The 20,936-nt window shown below is 64.5% G+C and carries 18 protein-coding genes, 1 other RNA gene and 1 pseudogene; 6 read left to right on the top strand and 14 right to left on the bottom strand.

What is annotated here, in order from left to right; all coding sequences use genetic code 11:
- Nucleotides 1-71: 71 nt before the first annotated feature.
- The 6 genes from rlmD to surE form a co-directional block, all read right to left on the bottom strand.
- A complete protein-coding gene (rlmD, locus tag OKW41_RS29725) occupies nt 72-1,502 on the bottom strand; it encodes a 23S rRNA (uracil(1939)-C(5))-methyltransferase RlmD (RefSeq protein WP_429574841.1) in 1,431 nt (476 codons plus the stop codon).
- 149 nt (nt 1,503-1,651) lie between these two features.
- Nucleotides 1,652-2,428 carry a 3'-5' exonuclease gene (locus OKW41_RS29720; RefSeq protein WP_184064915.1) on the bottom strand — a complete coding sequence of 259 codons (777 nt, stop codon included), beginning with the start codon at nt 2,426-2,428 and terminating at the stop codon, nt 1,652-1,654.
- A 4-nt stretch (nt 2,429-2,432) separates the two neighbouring features.
- Nucleotides 2,433-3,521 carry an RNA polymerase sigma factor RpoS gene (rpoS, locus tag OKW41_RS29715; protein WP_018418126.1) on the bottom strand — a complete coding sequence of 363 codons (1,089 nt, stop codon included), beginning with the start codon at nt 3,519-3,521 and terminating at the stop codon, nt 2,433-2,435.
- Nucleotides 3,522-3,532: 11 nt separating this feature from the next.
- The gene (locus tag OKW41_RS29710) at nt 3,533-4,483 is read right to left on the bottom strand and encodes a peptidoglycan DD-metalloendopeptidase family protein (protein WP_429449642.1); all 951 of its coding nucleotides are present in this window, start codon (nt 4,481-4,483) and stop codon (nt 3,533-3,535) included.
- A gap of 5 nt (nt 4,484-4,488) precedes the next feature.
- Nucleotides 4,489-5,700: a protein-L-isoaspartate(D-aspartate) O-methyltransferase gene (locus OKW41_RS29705; RefSeq protein WP_429574840.1), complete on the bottom strand. Its 1,212-nt coding sequence runs from the start codon at nt 5,698-5,700 to the stop codon at nt 4,489-4,491.
- The gene (surE, locus tag OKW41_RS29700; RefSeq protein WP_429449638.1) at nt 5,697-6,455 is read right to left on the bottom strand and encodes a 5'/3'-nucleotidase SurE; all 759 of its coding nucleotides are present in this window, start codon (nt 6,453-6,455) and stop codon (nt 5,697-5,699) included. Before surE ends, OKW41_RS29705 begins: the two co-directional genes overlap by 4 nt.
- A 344-nt stretch (nt 6,456-6,799) precedes the next feature.
- Between surE and OKW41_RS29695 the strand changes: the two genes are divergently transcribed.
- Nucleotides 6,800-7,774 carry an NADPH:quinone oxidoreductase family protein gene (locus OKW41_RS29695; protein WP_429574839.1) on the top strand — a complete coding sequence of 325 codons (975 nt, stop codon included), beginning with the start codon at nt 6,800-6,802 and terminating at the stop codon, nt 7,772-7,774.
- Nucleotides 7,775-7,852: 78 nt separating this feature from the next.
- Here the strand turns inward: OKW41_RS29695 and OKW41_RS29690 are convergent, their stop codons facing one another.
- From OKW41_RS29690 to ffs, 8 genes are all read right to left on the bottom strand, one after another.
- Entirely contained in the window at nt 7,853-8,677 is an 825-nt protein-coding gene (locus OKW41_RS29690; RefSeq protein ID WP_429574838.1) for an ABC transporter permease, read from the bottom strand.
- Between the two features lie 71 nt (nt 8,678-8,748).
- On the bottom strand, nt 8,749-9,561 hold the full coding sequence (locus tag OKW41_RS29685; RefSeq protein ID WP_429574837.1) for an ABC transporter ATP-binding protein: 813 nt from the start codon (nt 9,559-9,561) through the stop codon (nt 8,749-8,751).
- 127 nt (nt 9,562-9,688) lie between these two features.
- Nucleotides 9,689-10,726: an ABC transporter substrate-binding protein gene (locus OKW41_RS29680; protein WP_429574836.1), complete on the bottom strand. Its 1,038-nt coding sequence runs from the start codon at nt 10,724-10,726 to the stop codon at nt 9,689-9,691.
- A gap of 160 nt (nt 10,727-10,886) precedes the next feature.
- A complete protein-coding gene (locus OKW41_RS29675) occupies nt 10,887-12,128 on the bottom strand; it encodes a CaiB/BaiF CoA transferase family protein (protein WP_429574835.1) in 1,242 nt (413 codons plus the stop codon).
- A 108-nt stretch (nt 12,129-12,236) separates the two neighbouring features.
- Nucleotides 12,237-12,833, bottom strand: a complete 597-nt coding sequence (gene recR, locus OKW41_RS29670) for a recombination mediator RecR (protein WP_018418135.1) — start codon at nt 12,831-12,833, stop codon at nt 12,237-12,239.
- Between the two features lie 227 nt (nt 12,834-13,060).
- The gene (locus OKW41_RS29665; RefSeq protein WP_008923976.1) at nt 13,061-13,387 is read right to left on the bottom strand and encodes a YbaB/EbfC family nucleoid-associated protein; all 327 of its coding nucleotides are present in this window, start codon (nt 13,385-13,387) and stop codon (nt 13,061-13,063) included.
- Nucleotides 13,388-13,460: 73 nt separating this feature from the next.
- Nucleotides 13,461-16,028, bottom strand: coding sequence for a DNA polymerase III subunit gamma/tau (locus OKW41_RS29660; RefSeq protein ID WP_429574834.1), 2,568 nt, complete (start codon nt 16,026-16,028; stop codon nt 13,461-13,463).
- Nucleotides 16,029-16,210: 182 nt separating this feature from the next.
- Nucleotides 16,211-16,309: signal recognition particle sRNA small type (gene ffs, locus OKW41_RS29655), an RNA gene on the bottom strand.
- A gap of 509 nt (nt 16,310-16,818) precedes the next feature.
- Here ffs and trxA point away from each other — a divergent pair.
- The 5 genes and pseudogenes from trxA to OKW41_RS29630 all read left to right on the top strand — a co-directional run bounded on the left by trxA (nt 16,819) and on the right by OKW41_RS29630 (nt 20,778).
- A complete protein-coding gene (trxA, locus tag OKW41_RS29650; RefSeq protein WP_013089343.1) occupies nt 16,819-17,145 on the top strand; it encodes a thioredoxin TrxA in 327 nt (108 codons plus the stop codon).
- 281 nt (nt 17,146-17,426) lie between these two features.
- Nucleotides 17,427-18,695: a transcription termination factor Rho gene (gene rho / locus OKW41_RS29645; protein ID WP_026225411.1), complete on the top strand. Its 1,269-nt coding sequence runs from the start codon at nt 17,427-17,429 to the stop codon at nt 18,693-18,695.
- A 150-nt stretch (nt 18,696-18,845) separates the two neighbouring features.
- Nucleotides 18,846-19,487, top strand: a pseudogene (locus tag OKW41_RS29640) (MFS transporter); the annotation flags it as partial.
- Nucleotides 19,488-19,502: 15 nt separating this feature from the next.
- Nucleotides 19,503-20,336, top strand: a complete 834-nt coding sequence (locus OKW41_RS29635) for a zinc-dependent peptidase (protein ID WP_429449625.1) — start codon at nt 19,503-19,505, stop codon at nt 20,334-20,336.
- 178 nt (nt 20,337-20,514) lie between these two features.
- Nucleotides 20,515-20,778 (top strand): type B 50S ribosomal protein L31, encoded by a 264-nt coding sequence (locus OKW41_RS29630; protein ID WP_090804621.1) that lies wholly within the window; start codon nt 20,515-20,517, stop codon nt 20,776-20,778.
- Nucleotides 20,779-20,936 lie beyond the last annotated feature (158 nt).

Genomic DNA, 20,936 nt, shown 5'->3' with positions numbered 1-20,936 from the left:
CTGACCTTCGTCTGAAAACGAAAACGCCACGACCTCGGTCGTGGCGTTTTCGTTTATGCGCGCCGCGAGACTCAATCGCGCTCGAACAGCGCAATCGATTCCACGTGCGACGTATGCGGGAACATATTGACGACGCCCGCGCCCACCAGCCGATAGCCGGCCTCATGCACGAGCAGCCCGGCATCGCGCGCGAGCGTGGCCGGCGCGCACGACACATAGACGATGCGCGTCGGCAGCGGCCCGTTGCCGTTCTGCGCGATCTCCGCGAGCGCCTTCGCGATCGCGAGCGCGCCTTCGCGCGGCGGATCGACGAGGAACTTGTCGAAGTGGCCGAGCGCGCGCAAGTCGTCGGCGGTGACTTCGAACAGGTTGCGGCACGCGAACGACGTATGCCCGGCGACGCCATTCAGCTCCGCATTCGCGAGCGCGCGCTGGGTCAGCACTTCGCTACCCTCGATGCCGACCACTTCCCGCGAGATTCGCGCGAGCGGCAGCGTGAAGTTGCCGATCCCGCAGAACAGGTCGAGCACGCGGTCGGTGCGTGCCGGCGCCAGCAGGCGCAGCGCGCGGCTCACCAGCACGCGGTTGATCGCGTGATTGACCTGGGTGAAATCAGTTGGCTTGAATGGCATACGGATGCCGTATTCGGGCAGCGTGTAGTCGAGCTGCACGTCGAGAGGATAAAGCGGCGTGACCGTGTCGGGACCGCCCGGCTGGATCCAGAACTGCACCTTGTGCTCGTCCGCGAACTCGCGCAGCACCTGCTCGTCCCCGGCCGTCAGCGGTTCGAGGTTGCGCACGACGAGCGCCGTGACCGACGAGCCGACCGCGAGCTCGAGCTGCGGTATGCGGTCGTAGAAAGACAGCTTGCGGACCATGAAACGCAGCGGCATCAGCATCGCCGACACATGCGGCGGCAGCACCTCGCAGGTCTTCATGTCGGCGATATAGCTGCTCTTCTTCTCGTGAAAGCCGATGCGCATGCCGCCGCGCTCCGGCAGATAGCGCACCGCGAGCCGCGCGCGATAGCGATAACCCCAGGACGGCCCGTGAATCGGCCGGAACACCGTTTCGGGGCGCAGCTTCGCCAGATGCTGCAGGCTGTCCTCGAGCACGCGCTGCTTGACCGCCACCTGCGCGCGCATGTCGAGATGCTGCATCGAGCAGCCGCCGCAGATGTTGAAGTACGTGCATTTCGGCGTCGTGCGGATCACGCTTTCGCGGAACACCTGGACGACTTCGGCCTGCTCGAATTTCGGCTTGCTGCGATGCGTCGAATAACTGACGAGTTCACCCGGCAGCGCGCCTTCGACGAACACGACCTTGCCCGGCGTGCCGTCTTCGCTCGTGGTGCGGCCCACGCCGCGCGCTTCCATATCGAGCGAAACGATTTCGATGAGCGGTTCGTTGCCGGTAATGACGGGCGCCGGCGCCGGGGCGTGCGCCCTGGCATGCTTCGATGAGCGCCGCGGCGAGCGACGTGGGGGGGCAGTTCGGGACACCTGCGGACTTCCTGACAAACTATGGGGGAAAGGCGAGATTGTAGACGAAGCGCCGGGCTTGCCTGCGATGCGGTGCGGGCCACACGCGGAGCGAGTGCGGATCGCGGCCCGGATTGCGGCTCCCCGGCGGATGCTCTGCTCGCGCGCGCTTACTGCTCGAACGCCGCCAGATACTCGGCCCACTGCGGCGCGCTTTCCAGCGCGAGCGCGTTCTTCACGAGGTTGATCTCGTCAGCATACTCCGACGGCGAAAAGCCACCGCGCATCAGTTGGAAGCGGCAATACAGCAGGTACGTATTGACGACGTCGGTCTCGCAGTAATTGCGGATTTCCTCGATACGCCCTTGCTGGAACGCCTGCCACACCTGACTGCCGTCCATGCCCATCTTGCCCGGAAAGCCGCACATCTTCGCGAGCGCGTCGAGCGGCGCGTTCGCGCGCGCCTGATACATCGCGAGCACGTCCATCAGATCGGTGTGTCGCGCGTGGTAGCGGCTGATGTAGTTGTTCCACTTGAAGTCTCGGTCGTCCTCGCCGAGATCCCAGAACCGGTAGGCGGGGATGCCGTTGACGAGCGCGCGGTAGTTGAGCACCGGCAGATCGAAACCGCCGCCGTTCCACGACACGAGTTGCGGCGTGTACTTTTCGATCACGCGATAGAAAGACTGCACGAGCGTCGCCTCGCCGTCCTCGGGCGTACCGAGCGAGCGCACGCGAAAACCGTTGTTGTCACGGAACACGCAGGAAATCGCCGCGACCCGCTGGAGGTGATGCGGCAGAAAATCGCTGCCAGTTTTTTCGCGGCGTGCGGCGAACGCGTGCTCGGCGACATCGGCGTCGCTCATCGACGCGGGCAAATCTTCAAGCCGGCGGATGCCGGCGACATCGGGAATCGTCTCGATGTCGAAAACAAGAATCGGTGTCATCAGGTCAGAGAACGGCGTCTTTGCGGACACCGTTTGAGGCAAAGAAGCGCTTCAGTCGCACCAGCGCTTCCTGTTGGATCTGGCGCACACGCTCGCGCGTGAGGCCCATTTCGTCGGCCAGCTCCTCGAGCGTGGCGGGCTCGATGTGATTCAGACCGAAGCGCCGCTCGATCACATGGCGGTGCTTGTCCGACAAACGCGCGAGCCATGCGCGTGTCAGTGTTTCAAGCTCGCGATGCTGCACTTCGGCGTCTGGCGACTGGCTCTGGTCGTCCGACAGCAGATCGAGCAGGCTGCTCGCCGGATCGAGATCGAGCGGCGCATCGAGCGAGGCGGTGTGCTCGTTCAGCGCGAGGATGTCGGTGACTTCGTCGGTGGTCTTGCCGGTCAGATAAGCGATGTCGTCGATGCTCGCGTCGCGGCGCTCGGCCGCCTCCCCCGAATTCATCGAGTTCTTTTCCAGATGGCGCTTCGCGCGCAACACCTGGTTGAGCTCACGAATCACATGGACGGGCAATCGCACCGTACGCGCCTGGTTCATGATCGCGCGCTCGATGCTCTGGCGGATCCACCACGTCGCGTAGGTCGAGAAACGGAAGCCGCGCGTCGGATCGAATTTTTCGATCGCGTGCATGAGGCCGAGGTTGCCCTCCTCGATCAGATCGAGCAGCGGCACGCCGCGATTCAGATAACCCTTGGCAATGCTGACGACCAGCCGCAGATTGCGCTCGATCATTACCTGCCGCGCTTCGAACTCGCCGGCCTTGGCAAGACGCGAATATTTCTGCTCTTCCTCGACGGTGAGCAACGGCTTCACGCTGATGCGATTCAGATAATGCTGGATCGTGTCGGCCGTGAGTTCGGCCTGCAGCAGTGCGCGGAAATCGTCGGCGTCGGGCGGCGCCTCGCCGGTGGTTTCGCGCGCGTCAGCGCTCTCGCTGTCGTCGAGGCCGCTCTGGCGTTCGTCGAGATCGCGCTCCTCCGCGACCTCTTCTTCCACTTCCGAAGCGCCGCTTTCGTCCACTGCGGCAGACGTGACTTCGCTGATCGTCTCAGACTCGGCTTGCGGCGGGCGGCGCTTCGATTTCGGCATGGTCGTATCGCTTATTGCGGCGGCAAATACTTCAGTGGGTCGACTGGTTTACCCTGTCGGCGAACTTCGAAATGCAACATCACACGGTCGGAATCGCTATTGCCCATCTCTGCGATCTTCTGCCCTTTCGTAACCGCGTCCCCCTCTTTTACCATCAAAGCGCGGTTGTGTGCATACGCGGTGAGATAAGTTGCATCATGCTTGATGATAATGAGATTGCCGTAACCACGCAGCCCATTTCCGGCATAGACGACGCGACCATCGGCTGACGCGTTAACCGGCTCGCCCGCGGAGCCGCCGATATTGACGCCCTTGTTGGTCGAGTCGTTGAACGTGTTGAGCAGCGGACCGCGCACCGGCCATGCAAATGCTACGTTGCCTGCCGCGGCGCTGCCGATGTCGGCGCTCGCCGCAGAGGGATTGGCCGGAGGCGCAGCTACCGCACCATTCGCGGGCGTACCGTTCGTCGCGCCGCCGTAGAGCGGCGGCATCGCGGCGCCGACCACGGCCGGCGCGTTGTTGTTCAGCGGTGCGCTTTGCACCGCGCCCGTGCTGCCGATCGGCGCGGTCGACACGCCCGGCGTCATGGCCGCGGTATTCGCGCCCGGCGGCACGACGCGCAGCAGCTGGTCGACTTCGATCTGATTCGGGTTGGTGAGGTTGTTCCACGTCGAGATGTCGCGGTAATTCTGGCCGTTTTCGAGCGCAATGCGGTACAGCGTATCGCCCGGCTTCACGCGATAGTAGCCGGGCGGCGGCGGGCCGAGCGGCACCGCCGGTTGCGCCGCGCCCTGCGCGGTGGCGAGCGTGCCGCCGCCGGAGCGGTCGACGACGGGCGCCTGGTCGAGCCGGGATGCACAGGCCGTCATCAACAGGGACAAGGCGAGCACGCACACGCTGCGCTGGGTTACGGTCAGGGGGGTATTCGGGGTGGTTCTCTGCATCGCGCGCAACATACTCATCGGTGTCAAATCACTCCGGATTTTAAGGGTACAAAGAAAACGCGATCAAGCCGCGACTCGCGCCATTGCGCGGGGCCGAGGCGCTCGACCAGCGTCAGCACCTGGCTCTGTCCTTCCTGCGAGCCGACCGGCGCAACCAGACGTCCGCCGATCGCGAGCTGCTCGAGCAACGCCTGCGGCACGTCGAGCCCGGCCGCCGCGATCACGATCGCGTCGAACGGCGCCGCCGACGGCAAACCGAGCCGCCCGTCGCCGTAATGCAGCCGGATATTCGGAATGCGCAGCGGACGCAGATTCGTCTTCGCGCGCTCGGACAGCGGCTTGATGCGTTCGATCGAATAAACCTCGCGCGCGACCTGGCTCAGCACCGCCGCCTGATAGCCGCAACCGGTGCCGATTTCGAGCACCGTGTTGAGCGCGCGCCCGGCCGCCGCGAGTTCGATCATTCGCGCAACCACCGACGGCTTCGAGATAGTCTGGTGATGACCGATCGGCAGCGCGGCATCTTCGTACGCCTGGGCCGCAAGACCCGGATCGACGAACATGTGGCGCGGCACCGCCGCCATCGCGTTCAGCACACGCTGATCGCTGACGCCATTGGCTCGCAGGCGTTCGACCATGCGTTCGCGAACCCGTTCCGAGGTCAGCGCCAAGGCGTTGTTCATCGCGCCGCTGGTCGCGCCGCCGAATGCGCCGCTCATTGCACCGGCCAACGCGGCGTTCGGCGCGGGTTTCGCGCTTTGCTGCAGTTGCGACTGAAGTGGCGATGGTGTCGCGCGTGCGCTGTGGCGAGGCGCATGCGTCGAGTTTTTGCCTGGCTTGACCGATGACTTCGGTGGTTGCTTGACAGGCTGCCCCGCCAATGCACCAGCCAACGAGTTCGCCGTTGTCTTTGCGACTGGCGCGGCTTGCGGCTTTGGCGGCATTGCACCGGTCGCCGCCGTTGACGTACCGAACGAAGCGCTTTGCGTCTTCGCCTGGGGAATCACCTGGGGTCGCGTCGCCGGCGTAGATTGCGCAGCAGCTGAGGTCCTCGCTTGCGCCCGTGCGGCCGCGCCGCCCTGCGTCGGTTTCGCCGACTGCTGCCGTGTGTTCAACGCCGCGCTCGCCGCGAGCGCCGCCGCGCGCATCTCACCCGGACGTCCCTCGGGCCGGCGCGGTTCGCGCACCAGGTCCTCGAGACCTAACGGAAAGCGCTTCGCGCGCTCGCCGGTCATGAACTGCCGCTCCCGGCGCGCAGCCAGTCGCGCGCCGCGGGCAGCATTTGCGTGTAGGTCAGATCGAGCTGCAGCGGCGTGATCGACACGGCGCCGTTGGCCACCGCATGGAAGTCCGTGCCTTCGCTCGCGTCGCGCGCCTGGCCCGAGGCGCCGATCCAATAGATCGGTTCGCCGCGCGGATTGGTCTGGCGGATCACCGGCTGCGACGGATGACGTTTGCCGAGTCGCGTGATCTGCCAGCCGCGCAGTTCGTCATACGGCAGGTTAGGAATATTGACGTTCAGCAGTGGATGTCCCGGCAGCGGCCGCGCGAGATAGTGCGTGACGATTTCGGCGGCAACGCGGGTCGCGTCTTCGAGATGCGCCCAGTCCTTGTCGACGAGCGAGAACGCGATGGCCGGCACCCCGAACATGATGCCTTCGGTGGCGGCTGCGACGGTGCCGGAATACAGCGTGTCGTCGCCCATGTTCTGGCCGTTGTTGATACCCGACACGACGAGGTCCGGTGTATGGTCGAGCATGCCGGTCAGTGCGATGTGCACCGAGTCGGTCGGCGTGCCGTTCACGTAGTAGAAACCGTTCGCCGAACGCAGGACCGACAGCGGCCGCCACAGCGTCAGGGAATTCGACGCGGCGCTGCAGTTCTGTTCGGGAGCCATCACGGTGACGTCGGCGATCGGCTTCAGCGCTTCGTAAAGCGCGGCGAGGCCCGGCGCCAGATAACCGTCGTCGTTGCTGAGTAGGATTCGCATGCGCCGATTGTAACCGAGGAAAGATGGCACGCGAACGACATGGACGGCGTGTCTGCGTGGCGTGCACAAGCGTCGTGCGAGCCAGTATTTTCCAGGTGCGCGGATGCTTGTATCGAACGCAAAGATGCTGCTTTGCACTGAACGCGCGGCCGTGCGCGCTCGTCAATGAATCGGCATCGTGTGCGTACTTCGCGCTGTGCAATGCAATACGGCTTGCGCGAGAAGCGCGCGCGACGCATCAAAAGCGCGCTGCACGTTGTAACCCGAAGCGCAATAAATCGCACGGTCGTGCGCTTTACTTTACACTCGAAAACAGTGCCAACCCTGAACGATACGGAGACACGATGCGCGCGATTCGCTGCAAGCAGTACGGGCCGCCCGAGAGTCTGGTCGTCGACAACCTGGCGGATCTCGAAGCGCCGCCTGGCCACGTCGTGATCGACGTGAAGGCCGCGGCCGTCAATTTTCCCGACGTGCTGATCATCGAGAACAAATACCAGTTCAAGCCGCCGCTGCCGTTCACGCCCGGTTCGGAAGCCGCGGGCATCGTGCGCGCGGTGGGCGAAGGCGTCACGCAGTTCAAGCCTGGTTCGCGCGTGGCCGCGTTCACCGGTTCCGGCGGTTTTGCCGAGCAGGCGCTTGCGCCCGCCGCGGCCTGCCTGCCGCTCGACGATGACGTGTCGTTCGAACTCGCGGCCGCGTTCACGCTCGCGTATGGCACCTCGCATCACGCGGTGGTCGATCGCGGCGCGCTGCAGCCGGGCGAGACGATGCTCGTGCTCGGCGCGGCCGGCGGAGTCGGGCTGGCGGCGGTCGAAATCGGCAAGGCGCTCGGCGCGCGCGTGATCGCGGCGGCATCGAGCGACGAAAAGCTCGCGACCTGCGTGAAGCACGGCGCGGACGCGACGATCAACTACAACACCGAGGATCTGCGCGAGCGCATCAAGGCGCTCACCGACGGCAAAGGTCCGGACGTGATCTACGACCCGGTCGGCGGCGTATATGCGGAGCCGGCGTTTCGCAGCATCGGCTGGAGGGGGCGTTATCTGGTGGTCGGCTTTGCGAATGGCGAGATTCCAAGGCTGCCGCTGAACCTGATGTTGCTCAAGGGCGCAAGCGTGGTCGGCGTGTTCTGGGGCGACTTCGCAAAGCGTGAGCCGCAGCGCAATCGCGCGGCATTCGAGCAGATGACCGGCTGGATTCGTGAAGGCAAGCTCAAGCCCTACGTGTCGGCCCGCTACTCGCTCGACGACACCGGCCGCGCGTTGCGCGACATGGCCGAGCGCCGCGTGATCGGCAAGGTGGTCATCACGCCGTAGCACAACCAATAAAGCAGCATCAAAAACCGCGCGGCGGCCGACTGCGATTTCGGCCGCCGCGCCGCTTGCGATCCACGTTCACAGCTTCTCGGTATCCCCGGTGCGCGGCTGCCACTTCATCAAACGCCGCTCCGCGGTCCCGACGATCGCATCGAGAATCAGCGCGAACGCGGTCAACACCAGAATCCCCGCGAACACCGTGTTGATATCGAAGGTGCCCTCGGCCTGCAGGATCAGATAGCCGACACCGCGCGCCGAGCCCAGATACTCGCCCACCACCGAGCCGACGAACGCAAGCCCCACCGACGTATGCAGGCTCGAAAACACCCAGCTCATCGCGCTCGGCAGATAGACGAAACGCAGCAGCTGTTTGCGGTTCGCGCCGAGCATACGCGCGTTCGCGAGCACGACCGGGCTCACTTCCTTCACGCCCTGGTAGACGTTGAAGAACACGATGAAGAACACCAGCGTGACGCCGAGTGCGACCTTCGACCAGATGCCGAGGCCGAACCACACGCCGAAGATCGGCGCGAGAATCACGCGCGGCATCGAGTTCGCGGCCTTCACGTACGGATCGAACAGCGCGCTCGCGGTCGGCGCGAGCGCGAGCCACAGGCCGACGCCGAGCCCGATCGCGGTGCCAAAGACGAACGCGAGCACGGTCTCGACGAGCGTGACCCACAGATGCAGATAGATCTCGCCGCCCGTGAACCATTCCCAGATCCTCTGCAGTACTTTCTGCGGCTCGCCAAAGAAAAACGCCGCCTTGTTCGGATCGTCGAAATAGAACGGCGGTATCAGCGTCGGGCTCGTCAGCACGTACCACAGCACGAAGCACAGCACGAGCAGCAGCCACTGCCAGATCACCAGATTCGCCCGGCTCGGGCGCAACGTCTTCCACATGACTTGGTTTGCCTTGGACGATTATTGAACACGTCTTCTTTTCGATGCGCAGGCGGGGATGCGCGGCACATTTAAACAGCGGTCAGTTGCTGCTGATAACCCTTGAGCACCTCATCGCGCAGCACACCCCATATCTGCGCATGCAACTCGACGAAGCGCGGATGCGAACGGATTTCGGCGACATCGCGCGGCCGCGGCAGATCGATCCGGAACTCGCCGATCGGATGCGTCGCAGGCCCGGCCGACAGTACCACCACGCGATCCGACATCGCGATCGCTTCGTCGAGATCGTGCGTAATGAACAGCACGGCCTTGCGCTTCGCGGCCCAGAGATCGAGCAGCTCGTTTTCCATCAGTTGCCGCGTTTGAATATCCAGCGCCGAAAACGGCTCGTCCATGAGGATGATGTCGGGGTCGAGGATCAGCGTCTGCGCCATCGCGACGCGCTTGCGCATGCCGCCCGACAGTTGATGCGGATAGCGGTCGCCGAAGCCGCCGAGACCGACACGCTTCAACCACTCTTCGGCCTTCGCGCGCGCTTCCGAGGCCGGCACGCGGTGAAACAACAGGCCGGCCATCACGTTGTCGAGCGCCGAGCGCCACGGCATCAGCGCATCTGCCTGGAACATATAGCCCGCACGGCGATTCAGGCCGCTGAGCTTTGCGCCGAACACGCTGACGCCGCCCGTCGACGGCTGGAGCAGCCCCGCGCCGATGTTCAGCAGCGTGGACTTGCCGCAGCCAGTCGGCCCGACGACCGACACGAACTCGCCGGGCTCGATACGCAGCGTCGTGTCCTTAACTGCTGTGTAGCGCTGGGCGCGGTTGTCACGCGCGGCGAACGTGCAGGTGATGTTTTCGAGCGCCAGGGCAGCAACGGTCATCGCACGGCTCGCTTCGGGAATCGGGTTAGCGGGGAGTTGTCGCGGCGACGCTGGGGCGACGGGTGTGGACGCGGCGAATCGCCCTGTCCACGTCCCATTCGATGCGCCTATGCGCGCGCCGCGTCGTTTATGCCTTGACGGTCGCGAGCGCCTTCTTCACGAAGTCGTTGGTCCACGTCTTCGACAGATCGATCTGCGCGTTCTGGACCACCGGATCGAACGCTTTCAGCGTCTTCAGCGACGTCGCGGGACCGTCGGCGGGCATCAGGCCGTCGGGCGACATCGCTTCGCGCACGTGCTGCCACGCGTCGAGATAGAGCGCGCGGTCGCCGAGCAGATAGCTCTCCGGCACCGTGTTGATCAGTTCGCTGCCGCTCGCGTTCTGCAGCCACTTGAGCGCGCGCACCATCGCATTGGTCAGCGCCTGCGTGGTGTTCGGATTCTTCGTGATGAACGACTGCGATGCGTACAGGCAGCCCGCCGGCATGTCGCCGCCGAACACGATGTGCGTATCGGTGAGCGTGCGGGTATCCGACACGACGCGCACGTCGCCGGCGCGCTCGAGGCGCGTGACGACCGGATCGAGATTGGCGATCGCGTCGATCTGCCCGGACTGCAGCGCGGCGATCGCGCCGGCACCGGCGCCCACGCCGATGAACGCGACGTCCTTCGGACTGAGCCCGGCTTTCGCGAGGACGAAGCTCGCCATGATCGACGTCGACGAACCCGGCGCGGTCACGCCGATCTTCTTGCCCTTCAGATCGGCGATCGACTTGTAGTTCGGCATCGTCTTCTTCGACACCGCGAGCACGATCTGCGGCGCGCGGCCCTGCAGCACGAATTCGCGGAACATCTGCTTTTGCGCCTGCAACAGCAGCGTGTGTTCGAACGCGCCGGAGACCACGTCGGCGCTTCCGCCGACCGCCGCCTTCAACGCCTGCGAGCCGCCCGCGAAGTCGGAAATCTCGACTTCGAGCCCCTCGTCCTTGAAGTAGTTGCGGCGCTCGGCGATCGTCAGCGGCAGGTAGTAGAACAGGTTCTTGCCGCCGACCGCGATGGCGACCTTGGTGGTCTCGGGCTTGCCCTGCGCGAAAGCGAACGGCGTGGCCGCGAGCGAGGCGCCCGCAAGCGCCGCACCGCCGGCGAGGAAGGTTCTGCGTTGCATGGTCCGTTGTCTCCAGATTTTTTGTAGTCCGGCTTTTTGACCGCCCGTGTGCGCGTTGCGCAAGCGCTTGGCCACGGTGTGGGGCTGCCGGTCGCGCGGCGCGAATCGTGCGTCAGCGCCGCGCTTTACGCGCCCTTCTCTATGCGTTGCGCTGTGCGCATCAGACGATCTGTTGCGCCCGCAACCGCGCGATGCCGTCAGCATCATAACCTAGCGATTGCAGGACTTCATCGGTATGTTCACCCAGTTCTGGCCCCAGCCAGCGCGTCTCACCGGGCGTCGCCGACAGCTTCGGTGTAATCGTGGGCAGCGTGATTTCCTTGCCGTCCTGCCACTTGAACCGCTGGATCATCTGCCGCGCGATGAACTGCGGATCGGTGAACATATCGGCGACGCTGTAGATGCGGCCCACCGGCACGTCGGCCGCGTTCAGCACCGCGAGCGCTTCGTCGATCGTGCGCGTGGACAGCCACGCGCCGATCGCGGCGTCGATTTCCTGCGTGCGCGGCACGCGGCCATCGTTGTGCGCGAGCGCCGGATCGTTGGCGAGATCGTCGCGTTCGATCGCGATCATCAGGCGCCTGAAGATCGGATCGCTATTGCCGCCGATCACGATGCTGCCGTCGCGGCATGGATACGTATTCGACGGCACGATGCCCGGCAGAGACGCGCCGGTACGCTCGCGCACCATGCCGTAGACGCCGTATTCGGGCACCACGCTTTCCATCATGTTGAAGACAGCCTCGTACAGCGCGACGTCGACGACCTGCCCCTTGCCGCCGTTCACCTGCTTGTGATGCAGCGCCATCAGCGCGCCGATCACACCGTGCAGCGCGGCGATCGAATCGCCGATCGAAATGCCGATGCGCGGCGGCGGCAGATCCGGATAGCCGGTGATATGGCGCAGTCCGCCCATCGACTCGGCGATCGCGCCGAAGCCGGGCCGGTCGCGATACGGGCCCGTCTGGCCGTAGCCCGACAGACGCACCATCACGAGGCCGGCGTTCTCGGCGGACAGCACGTCGTAGCCGAGCCCGAGCTTTTCGAGCAGACCGGGCCGGAAATTCTCGACGACGATATCGGCCTCTTTCGCGAGGCGCCGCACGATCTCCTTGCCCTCTTCGGCTTTCAGGTTGATCGTGACGGACTTCTTGTTGCGCGCCTGCACGGCCCACCACAGCGACGTACCGCCGACTTCCGGGTACAGCTTGCGCCATTTGCGCAGCGGGTCGCCGCCTTTGGGGTCTTCGATCTTGACGACGTCGGCGCCGAATTCGCCGAGAAAACGCGCGGCGAACGGCCCGGCGATCAGCGTGCCGAGTTCCAGCACCTTGACGCCGGCGAGCGGACCGCACGCGTCATGCGGTGCGGCGCTCGCGCCTGATTCGGGGGTGGCGCTCATGAGTCTCCCTGGTTCTGCATCGTTGTGTACCCGGTCTGTCTGGTTTGCAACGACTTGCGACGATGCGTGCCTGGACGGATATGGCGGCTGCCAACGAAAGCCGCCTGGCTACATCGAACGACGGTCGAGCATCGCGCGCGCGATCGTGCCCGCGTCGACATACTCGAGTTCGCCGCCCACCGGCACGCCGCGCGCGAGACGCGTCACGGCAAGGCCGCGCGCCTTCAGCGTCTGTCCGAGGTAATGCGCGGTGGCCTCGCCCTCGTTGGTGAAATTGGTGGCCAGCACGACTTCCTTGACGACGCCATCCGACGCGCGCTTCACGAGCCGGTCGAAATGGATTTCCTTCGGGCCGATGCCGTCGAGCGGACTCAACCGCCCCATCAGCACGAAATAGAGGCCGCGATAGGTCATCGTCTGTTCGAGCATGATCTGGTCGGCCGGCGTTTCAACGACGCACAGCAGCGACGGATCGCGCTCCTCATCGAGGCAGACCTCGCAGATCTGCGCTTCGGTAAACGTGTTGCACTTTTCGCAGTGACGCAGATGCTCGGTCGCGAACAACAGCGAGCGCCCGAGCTTTTCGGCGCCTTCGCGATCGTGCTGCATCAGGTGATACGCCATGCGCTGCGCGGACTTCGGCCCGACACCGGGCAGCGCGCGCAGCGCTTCGACGAGCGCCGACAGGGCGGAAGGTTGTTTCATGCGGATCGGCGTCGACGTGGGTGGTGCTCGGGTGGGCGAATTGGGATGCGGGGGTGTTGCTCGAACCGGGCCGCGCTTTCACGCCGTGACGAGGCTTTCACGCGCGGCTGCAGGTTCGATGTTTCCAGCCTGCGCGCGGCGCGCGGCGGCGAGCGTCTGCGTTCGCACCGCGGCAATGAACCGCCGCGGCGCTCACCCGCTTCGGCCCGTTCCCAATCAGAGCAGGTTCAGAACGGCAGCTTGAAACCCGGCGGCAGCGGCAGGCCGGCGGTCATGCCGCCCATCTTTTCCTGCGCGGTCGCCTCGGCCTTGCGCACGGCGTCGTTGAACGCGGCGGCGACGAGATCTTCCAGCATGTCCTTGTCGTCGGCGAGCAGGCTCGGGTCGATCGACACGCGGCGCACGTCGTTCTTGCAGGTCATCGTCACCTTGACGAGACCGGCACCCGACTGCCCCTCGACTTCGATCTGCGCGAGTTGCTCCTGCATCTTCTTCATGTTTTCCTGCATCTGCTGGGCTTGCTTCATTAGCCCGGCGAGTTGGCCTTTCATCATGGACGTGCTCCTTCTAGATAGCGTGGAATCTGGCATTCTGGCGCCGCGCTGCGACGACGCCGCGAACGATGGATCAGTGGGCCGGTGACGCGCCGTTCGGGGCGGCGTCCGGGGTAATCGGGCGGATCGAGCCCGGCACGATGCTCGCGCCGAACTCGCGAATCAGCGACTGCACGAACGGATCGGCGCTGATCTCGCGCTCGGCTTCCTGCTGGCGCTGCGCGCGCAGCTTCGCGTCGTGCGCGGCGGCGGTACGGCGCGCCGGGCCGACTTCGACCTGCACGTCGACGTTCTGGCCGAGCCGCTCGACGAGCGCCGCCTTCAGTTTAGCGACCTGCGACGCTTCTGCGTATTGCGGCACCGGCACGTTGAGCTTCAGCGTGCTGCCGTCGAGCGCCATCAGTTCGCTGTTGAACGCAAGCTGATTCGAGATGCCCTTCAGCGGCAGATCGACGGCGAGCGCCGGCCAGTCGCCGGTGAAACCTAGCGGATCGAGCGGCACGGCAGGCGGCAGCGGGCGCGTATCGGCGACCGGCGCCGGCGCGGCGGCCTGCGCGGCCGCGCCGTCCATGCGGACGTCGTCGGGGCCGCGGTCGAACACCGGCACGAAGTTGTCGTCTGGCGGAATGAAGTACGCGTCGTCCGCGGCCGACAACGGCATGTAGTCGTCGGGCGGCATGTCGTCCCATGGTGGGATCGACGGGCTGTTCAGCTGCGCATTGCTGCTCGCGCCGCTGTTTGCGTCGCGAGCGGGCGCAGCCTGCGCGGCGGTGTCCTGCGACACGCGGCGTGACGCACCGGGCGTCGGCACCGGCACGACCACACGCGGCGCGGCGGGTTTCGGTGCGGCCGGCTTCGGTGTGGCGGCTGCGGCCGGCTTCGCGGACACGTCCGTGTTAGCACGGCCACGGTCGGACGATACTTTCATGCCGGCGTTGCGCAGCACGTCGAGCGCGGCGCTGGCGCCGCCCGCGCGGCGCGGCGCGGAGTCGGCTGCGGCCGCCGGTGCCGCCGGTGCCGCCGTTGAAGCGGGCGCCACCAATTCCGGCCGCGCTTCCGGTTCCGGTGTCGTGGCCTCTTCCGCGCGACCAGGCGCGGCAGTTGCAAGCGCGCTCGGTGCGGACGAAGGTGCGATGTCGGAAACTCCGTTCGAGACCGGCGCGCTCGAGCTGGCGATCGTGGCGACGGCATTCGCGGGCGCGTCTTCCCACGGCGCCAGCGGGGGTGCCGTAGTGGCAGGCGCGTCTGTCACGCGGGCGACTTCGGCATTGGGCGATTGCGGTGCTTCTTCAGATTGCGCGGAGTCGGCTGCGGGCTTCGCGATCGGCTTTGCAGTCGGCGCGGTCGATTTCATCGCGTCGCCCTGCTCCTCGCCGGCAACGCCTACCTGAGGTCCACGAACGGGCGCAGCAGCTGCCATGGCCGTCACGGACGAAGGTGACAGCGCGCGCAGCGCGGCAACCGTCGGTGCACCAGAGCGCTTCGCACCGGCGCCGGCGCCGCCCGCACCGCTCTGCGTGCCAGCGGCTCCCGCCGCTCCGCCACCGCCGCCTGTCGGCGCCGGCTCGAACGCGAGCATGCGCAGCAGCGTCATCGTGAAGCCCGCGTATTCGTCGGGCGCGAGGCCCAGTTCGCTTCGGCCGATCGTCGCGATCTGATAGAACAGTTGCACCTGCTCGGCGCTCAACGCGTCGGCGAAACGGCGCAAGTCGGCCGCCTCCGGCCATTCGTCGAGCACCGACGAAGGCGCGAACTGCGCCCACGCGATCCGATGCAGCAGGCTCGCCAGGTCTTGCAGCGCCGTCGAGAACGACAGGCTGCGCAAGGCCATCTCGTCGGCGACCGCCAGCACCGCCGCGCCGTCGCCCTGCGCGAGCGCGTCGAGCAGGCGGATCAGATAGCTTTGGTCGAGCGCGCCGAGCATGCCGCGCACCGCGTCTTCACTGATCTGGTTCGCCGAATAGGCGATCGCCTGATCGGTCAGCGATAGCGCGTCGCGCATCGAACCGTCGGCCGCGCGCGCGAGGAGGCGCAACGCCTGCGCCTCGTGAGGCACATTCTCTTCGCCGAGAATGCGTTCAAGATGCGACACGATATGGCCGGCCGGCATCTGCTTCAGATTGAACTGCAGACAGCGCGACAGCACGGTGACCGGAATCTTCTGCGGGTCGGTGGTCGCGAGGATGAACTTGACGTGCGGCGGCGGCTCTTCGAGCGTCTTCAGCATCGCGTTGAACGCGTGGTTCGTCAGCATGTGCACTTCGTCGATCATGTAGACCTTGAAGCGCGCATCGACGGGCGCGTACACCGCGCGCTCGAGCAGCGCGGCCATTTCATCGACGCCACGATTACTCGCCGCGTCCATTTCGACGTAATCGACAAAGCGCCCTTCGTCGATCTCGCGACACGCACGGCATACGCCGCACGGCGTCGCCGTCACGCCGGTCTCGCAATTGAGCGCCTTCGCGAAGATGCGCGACAGCGTGGTCTTGCCGACGCCGCGCGTACCTGTAAACAAATAGGCATGGTGCAGACGGCCGCCGTCGAGCGCATGGGTGAGCGCGCGCACAACGTGCTCCTGTCCGACGAGCGAAGCGAAATCCTTCGGCCGCCATTTGCGTGCGAGAACTTGATAGGTCATCCGGAAATTGTATCAGTAACAATGGCGCGCAAAACCGATTCGGGAAGACGCGTGAAATGCGCGAAACGGCCACGACGACGCTCCATCCGAAGACGGCGAACGATCAATACAAAAGCTGGGAATGACTGAGGAGAAACTGCGGAGAAGCCGTGAAAACGGCCGCGGAGAAAAAAGCAAGGAAAGGTGACGAGCCCGACCCTCGGCACTGGTGGAAAACGGCTGTGGCTGCTTCGTTCCCGACCTGACCAGATTGACCATCCCTCCATGCGAGGAGGCCCGTCACGAAAGATTCTATCATTGCCGCGCGCATTGTGCGACTGTTGACATGAGCAAAACGCGAACGACGCTCCGCTTCGAACGGCTTCGCGCGGTTTGCAGCCGCTTTCTGCACGCCGCCAGACGCCCTCCCGGCCACCGCGGCGACGCCCGCCACGCGCGGCACTTGAGTTCGCCGTGCGCGACACCATTTAGATTGCAAGGCGGTCGCCGTGAGCCGCAGAAACCGGCCGACGCTGCGGCGGCAGCCTATTAGCCCCACTGCCTTGATGAGTACTATCGCCATCGGCAACGCATAGCGAATTAAGCTACACTGCCAGTTGAAAGACCCGCATACGCGACTCTTTCCGCGCATTCCGTGAAAATCCGGCGTTTTTTCAGACGGTTTTTCTGATTTTCACAGGCATGCGCGGCGAGGCTCTGGATGCGGCAAAGCGAACAGAAGTTTTCCCAGTTTTTGACGTATCGTGGCGAGCAATTCAGGCGGGCCTCGAACCGACAGAGGTATTCATAAATGAGCGAACAAATCAAGCATATTAGCGACGCATCGTTCGAACAGGACGTCGTGAAATCCGATAAACCCGTGCTGCTCGATTTCTGGGCCGAATGGTGCGGTCCGTGCAAGATGATCGCGCCGATCCTCGACGAGGTCGCGAAGGATTACGCCGATCGCCTGCAAGTTGCGAAGATCAATGTCGACGAGCATCAGTCCACGCCGGTCAAGTTTGGCGTGCGCGGCATCCCCACATTGATCCTGTTCAAGAACGGCGCCGTTGCCGCTCAGAAGGTCGGAGCTCTGTCGAAGTCGCAACTCACCGCGTTCCTCGACGGCAACCTGTAAAGCAAGCAGTACGCCGCGGCGCTCGCGGGTCCATCGCGCGCCGCAGGCAGTTGGAGAATCGGGCGCATCGGGTAAGCAAACCGCCGCGCCCGCCGGTCAAGCGTGTTGTCAGCCGGCAACACGCTTTGCAACAAAGATGCCACGCTGCCGCACTGGCTTAAATTGGCGTGTGCTATGCTAGAATCCACAAAACGTCGAAAAGACGTGTAAGTCTTTGAGCGGTTCCGCTCTCCCTCCTCCCAGATTTCATTTCGTCGCACCTTCTCCTGCGGGTTCTCCGTATGCATTTATCCGAGCTTAAGACTCTGCACGTGTCCCAATTGATCGAGATGGCCAATGGCCTCGAGATCGAAAGCGCGAACCGCCTGCGCAAGCAGGAATTGATGTTCGCCATTCTAAAAAAACGAGCCAAAGCGGGCGACACGATCTTCGGCGACGGCACCCTCGAAGTGCTGCCGGACGGTTTCGGCTTCCTGCGTTCGCCGGAAACCTCCTACCTCGCCAGCACGGATGACATCTACATCAGCCCGTCGCAAATCCGCCGCTTCAATCTGCATACGGGCGACACGATCGAAGGCGAAGTGCGCACGCCGAAAGACGGCGAGCGCTATTTCGCGCTGGTGAAGGTGGACAAGGTCAACGGCCAGCCGCCGGAGGCCTCGAAGCACAAGATCATGTTCGAAAACCTGACGCCGCTGCACCCGAACAAGGTGCTGCTGCTCGAACGTGAAATGCGTGGCGAAGAGAACGTGACCGGCCGCATCATCGACATGATCGCGCCGATCGGCAAGGGCCAGCGCGGGCTGCTCGTCGCGTCGCCGAAGTCGGGCAAGACCGTGATGCTTCAGCACATCGCGCACGCGATCAAGCAGAACCATCCCGACGTCGTGCTGTTCGTGCTGCTGATCGACGAGCGTCCGGAGGAAGTGACGGAAATGCAGCGTTCGGTGGCCGGCGAAGTGATCGCCTCCACGTTCGACGAACCCGCCGCGCGTCACGTGCAGGTCGCCGAAATGGTGATCGAGAAGGCCAAGCGCCTCGTCGAAATGAAGAACGACGTCGTGATTCTGCTCGACTCGATCACGCGTCTCGCGCGCGCTTACAACACGGTGGTCCCGGCCTCGGGCAAGGTGCTGACGGGCGGTGTCGACGCGAACGCGCTGCAGCGCCCGAAGCGGTTCTTCGGTGCGGCGCGCAACATCGAGGAAGGCGGATCGCTGACCATCATTGGCACGGCGCTAATCGAAACCGGCAGCCGCATGGACGATGTGATCTACGAAGAGTTCAAGGGCACCGGCAACATGGAAGTCCACCTCGAGCGCCGTCTCGCCGAGAAGCGCGTCTACCCGTCAATCAACCTGAACAAGTCGGGCACGCGCCGCGAAGAGCTGCTGATCAAGCCCGAAGCGCTGCAGAAGATCTGGGTACTGCGCAAGTTCATTCACGACATGGACGAAGTCGAGTCGATGGAATTCCTGCTCGACAAGATCCGCCAGACGAAGAGCAATTCCGAGTTCTTCGACATGATGCGTCGTGGCGGCGGCAGCTAACGCGCGACGTTCGGGCTGGCCGTATTAGTCGGCAACTGCAACGCATGAAAAACCGCTCGCAAACTGCGAGCGGTTTTTTTTCGTCCGTCGTCTGCAGAGACAATGCGCCGCCTTAACATCAGCGTGAACGTACACACGGTTTCTCGAAGGGGCCTCGGCTATCCCGTCGAGAACGCCGGGCGGCTCGTCGGCGTCACGTCGCTGATTTCGGCGAGCGCGCTGTTCGTCTATCTGCGTTTTGCGAAGCTGCTGCCGCGTAAGAAGTGGATCATCGTGCCGGGCTTCGCGGTGCCCGCGTTCGCCGCCGGGTGGATGACACGCATGTCGCCGGATGTCGGCGAGGCGGCGCTCGCCGTGCCGCTGCTGCTGCGCGGCCTGCTGTTGCTGTTCATCGTGCCGCCGGTCGCGAATCTGACGTGCCGGATCTTCTCGATCGAGGAGTTCACGCACGGCTGCCGGCCGAAAAACATCGTCCAGCAGTTGACCATCTCCTTCGCGACCGCCTCGGTGATCATCGTCGAGCAGCACCGGCTCGCGCTGCATCAAAGTCGCCTCGCAGAGTCCGTGAATCCGTACAATCCGGTCTACCAGAACACGCTCGCGACGCTGGCGCGCGGCTCCGCCGCCGCCGGTCATGCGGCGAGCGAGGCGCACGCGCTCGCGATCGCGTCGATCAGCCGGTCGATTGCGCAGCAGGCCAGTTTGCTCGCGTCGCCCGACGGTTTCTATTTTCTGATCGGCGTCGCGATATGCGGCGGCCCGTTCGCCGCGTGGCAAAAACAGATCGACTGAAGGTGGGCTCCAAGCATGCTGTCGAAACTCACGAACTGGCTGGGCGCACGGCGTCGCGAGCGCGCGCTGCGCGACTACGCGATCGACGATTCCTTGTGGCAGGCGACACTCGCCGACCTACCCTTTCTCACGCATCTGGAAGCGCCCGATCTCGCGCGGCTGCGCGAGATGACGAGCCTCTTCCTCGCGCAGAAGGAGTTCTCGACCGCGCACGAGCTCGAGCTGACCGATGCGATGACGGTCGGCATCGCCGCGCAGGCGTGCCTGCCGGTGCTGAACCTGAGCCTCGATCTGTATCGCGGCTGGGTCGGCGTGATCGTCTATCCGGGCGAGTTCGTGATCCGCAAGACCGTTGAGGACGAAGATGGCGTCGTGCACGAGATCGAACACGACGCCAGCGGCGAGGCGTGGGAAGGCGGCCCGGTGGTGCTGTCGTGGGAAGACGCGCAGATGACCGATGGCAGCGATGCATACAACGTTGTGATCCACGAGTTCGCGCACAAAATCGACATGCTCAACGGCGAAGCGGATGGCCACCCGCCGCTGATGCGCCGCTGGCACGCGCCGCTCGATGCGCAGGCATGGGCCGATGTGTTCGACCATGCATACGATCACTTCTGTGCGAAAGTCGACGCGGTGCCCGAGCGACGCTGGGCGCGTTTCGAACGCGAGTCGCTGATCGATCCGTATGCGGCGGACCATCCGTCGGAATTTTTTGCCGTATGCAGCGAGGCGCTGTTCGTGCGGCCCCAAGCGTTCGAGGCGGAGTATCCGGAACTGTACCGACTGCTCGCGCGCTACTACCGGCAAGATCCAGCGCGCGTCGGTTTGACGTTCACGCCCATTTGAGACGCCGCGGATGGGCGCCGCTTGCGCCGCAAGAGAATCCGCTGGCAGAAAAATCGCCAAGCGACTGATTTTCTGGCATAATCCCGGATTTTCGACCGTAGGCAAGTGGCTCGCGCCTGAAGGCAGTCCCATTCGAGGCTGCACGCGGGTTGGCTACCGCCAGATTAAAGGAAAGACCATGAAAGAAGGCATTCACCCGAATTACCGCGAAGTCCTGTTCGTCGACATGTCGAACGACTTCAGGTTCGTGACGCGCTCGACCATTCAGACGCGCGAAACCGCGGAATTCAACGGCAAGACCTACCCGCTCGCGAAGATCGAAGTGTCGTCGGAATCGCATCCGTTCTACACCGGCCAGCAAAAGATCATGGACACGGCCGGCCGCGTCGAGAAGTTCAACAAGAAGTTCGGCGCACGCGCTTCGGGCAAGGCAGTAAAGTAATACCGCAACGGTGCCGGCTTCCGGCCGGCAACAGAGCAAACAGAAAGGGCAGCGCGAGCTGCCCTTTTTTGTCGCCTGCGCTTGTGCGCCCGCTGGGTCGCACGCCGCGCGAAGCCTTCAGCCGGAAGGAGCACGCCGCGCTTTCGCGGCACTGTGTT

The sequence above is a fragment of the Paraburkholderia sp. UCT70 genome (assembly GCF_050434085.1).
Classification (GTDB): domain Bacteria; phylum Pseudomonadota; class Gammaproteobacteria; order Burkholderiales; family Burkholderiaceae; genus Paraburkholderia; species Paraburkholderia tuberum.
The sequence above is the reverse complement of the archived record's forward strand: the minus strand, read 5'-3'. Positions and strand labels throughout refer to the sequence as shown.

Bases quoted from the DNA above. Each gene is read 5' to 3' on its own strand.
- OKW41_RS29720 (WP_184064915.1), bottom strand. From the start codon at position 2,428: ATGACACCGATTCTTGTTTTCGACATCGAGACGATTCCCGATGTCGCC.
- rpoS (WP_018418126.1), bottom strand. From the start codon at position 3,521: ATGCCGAAATCGAAGCGCCGCCCGCCGCAAGCCGAGTCTGAGACGATC.
- OKW41_RS29710 (WP_429449642.1), bottom strand. From the start codon at position 4,483: ATGAGTATGTTGCGCGCGATGCAGAGAACCACCCCGAATACCCCCCTG.
- OKW41_RS29705 (WP_429574840.1), bottom strand. From the start codon at position 5,700: ATGACCGGCGAGCGCGCGAAGCGCTTTCCGTTAGGTCTCGAGGACCTG.
- surE (WP_429449638.1), bottom strand. From the start codon at position 6,455: ATGCGAATCCTACTCAGCAACGACGACGGTTATCTGGCGCCGGGCCTC.
- OKW41_RS29695 (WP_429574839.1), top strand. From the start codon at position 6,800: ATGCGCGCGATTCGCTGCAAGCAGTACGGGCCGCCCGAGAGTCTGGTC.
- OKW41_RS29690 (WP_429574838.1), bottom strand. From the start codon at position 8,677: ATGTGGAAGACGTTGCGCCCGAGCCGGGCGAATCTGGTGATCTGGCAG.
- OKW41_RS29685 (WP_429574837.1), bottom strand. From the start codon at position 9,561: ATGACCGTTGCTGCCCTGGCGCTCGAAAACATCACCTGCACGTTCGCC.
- OKW41_RS29680 (WP_429574836.1), bottom strand. From the start codon at position 10,726: ATGCAACGCAGAACCTTCCTCGCCGGCGGTGCGGCGCTTGCGGGCGCC.
- OKW41_RS29675 (WP_429574835.1), bottom strand. From the start codon at position 12,128: ATGAGCGCCACCCCCGAATCAGGCGCGAGCGCCGCACCGCATGACGCG.
- recR (WP_018418135.1), bottom strand. From the start codon at position 12,833: ATGAAACAACCTTCCGCCCTGTCGGCGCTCGTCGAAGCGCTGCGCGCG.
- OKW41_RS29665 (WP_008923976.1), bottom strand. From the start codon at position 13,387: ATGATGAAAGGCCAACTCGCCGGGCTAATGAAGCAAGCCCAGCAGATG.
- OKW41_RS29660 (WP_429574834.1), bottom strand. From the start codon at position 16,028: ATGACCTATCAAGTTCTCGCACGCAAATGGCGGCCGAAGGATTTCGCT.
- trxA (WP_013089343.1), top strand. From the start codon at position 16,819: ATGAGCGAACAAATCAAGCATATTAGCGACGCATCGTTCGAACAGGAC.
- rho (WP_026225411.1), top strand. From the start codon at position 17,427: ATGCATTTATCCGAGCTTAAGACTCTGCACGTGTCCCAATTGATCGAG.
- OKW41_RS29635 (WP_429449625.1), top strand. From the start codon at position 19,503: ATGCTGTCGAAACTCACGAACTGGCTGGGCGCACGGCGTCGCGAGCGC.
- OKW41_RS29630 (WP_090804621.1), top strand. From the start codon at position 20,515: ATGAAAGAAGGCATTCACCCGAATTACCGCGAAGTCCTGTTCGTCGAC.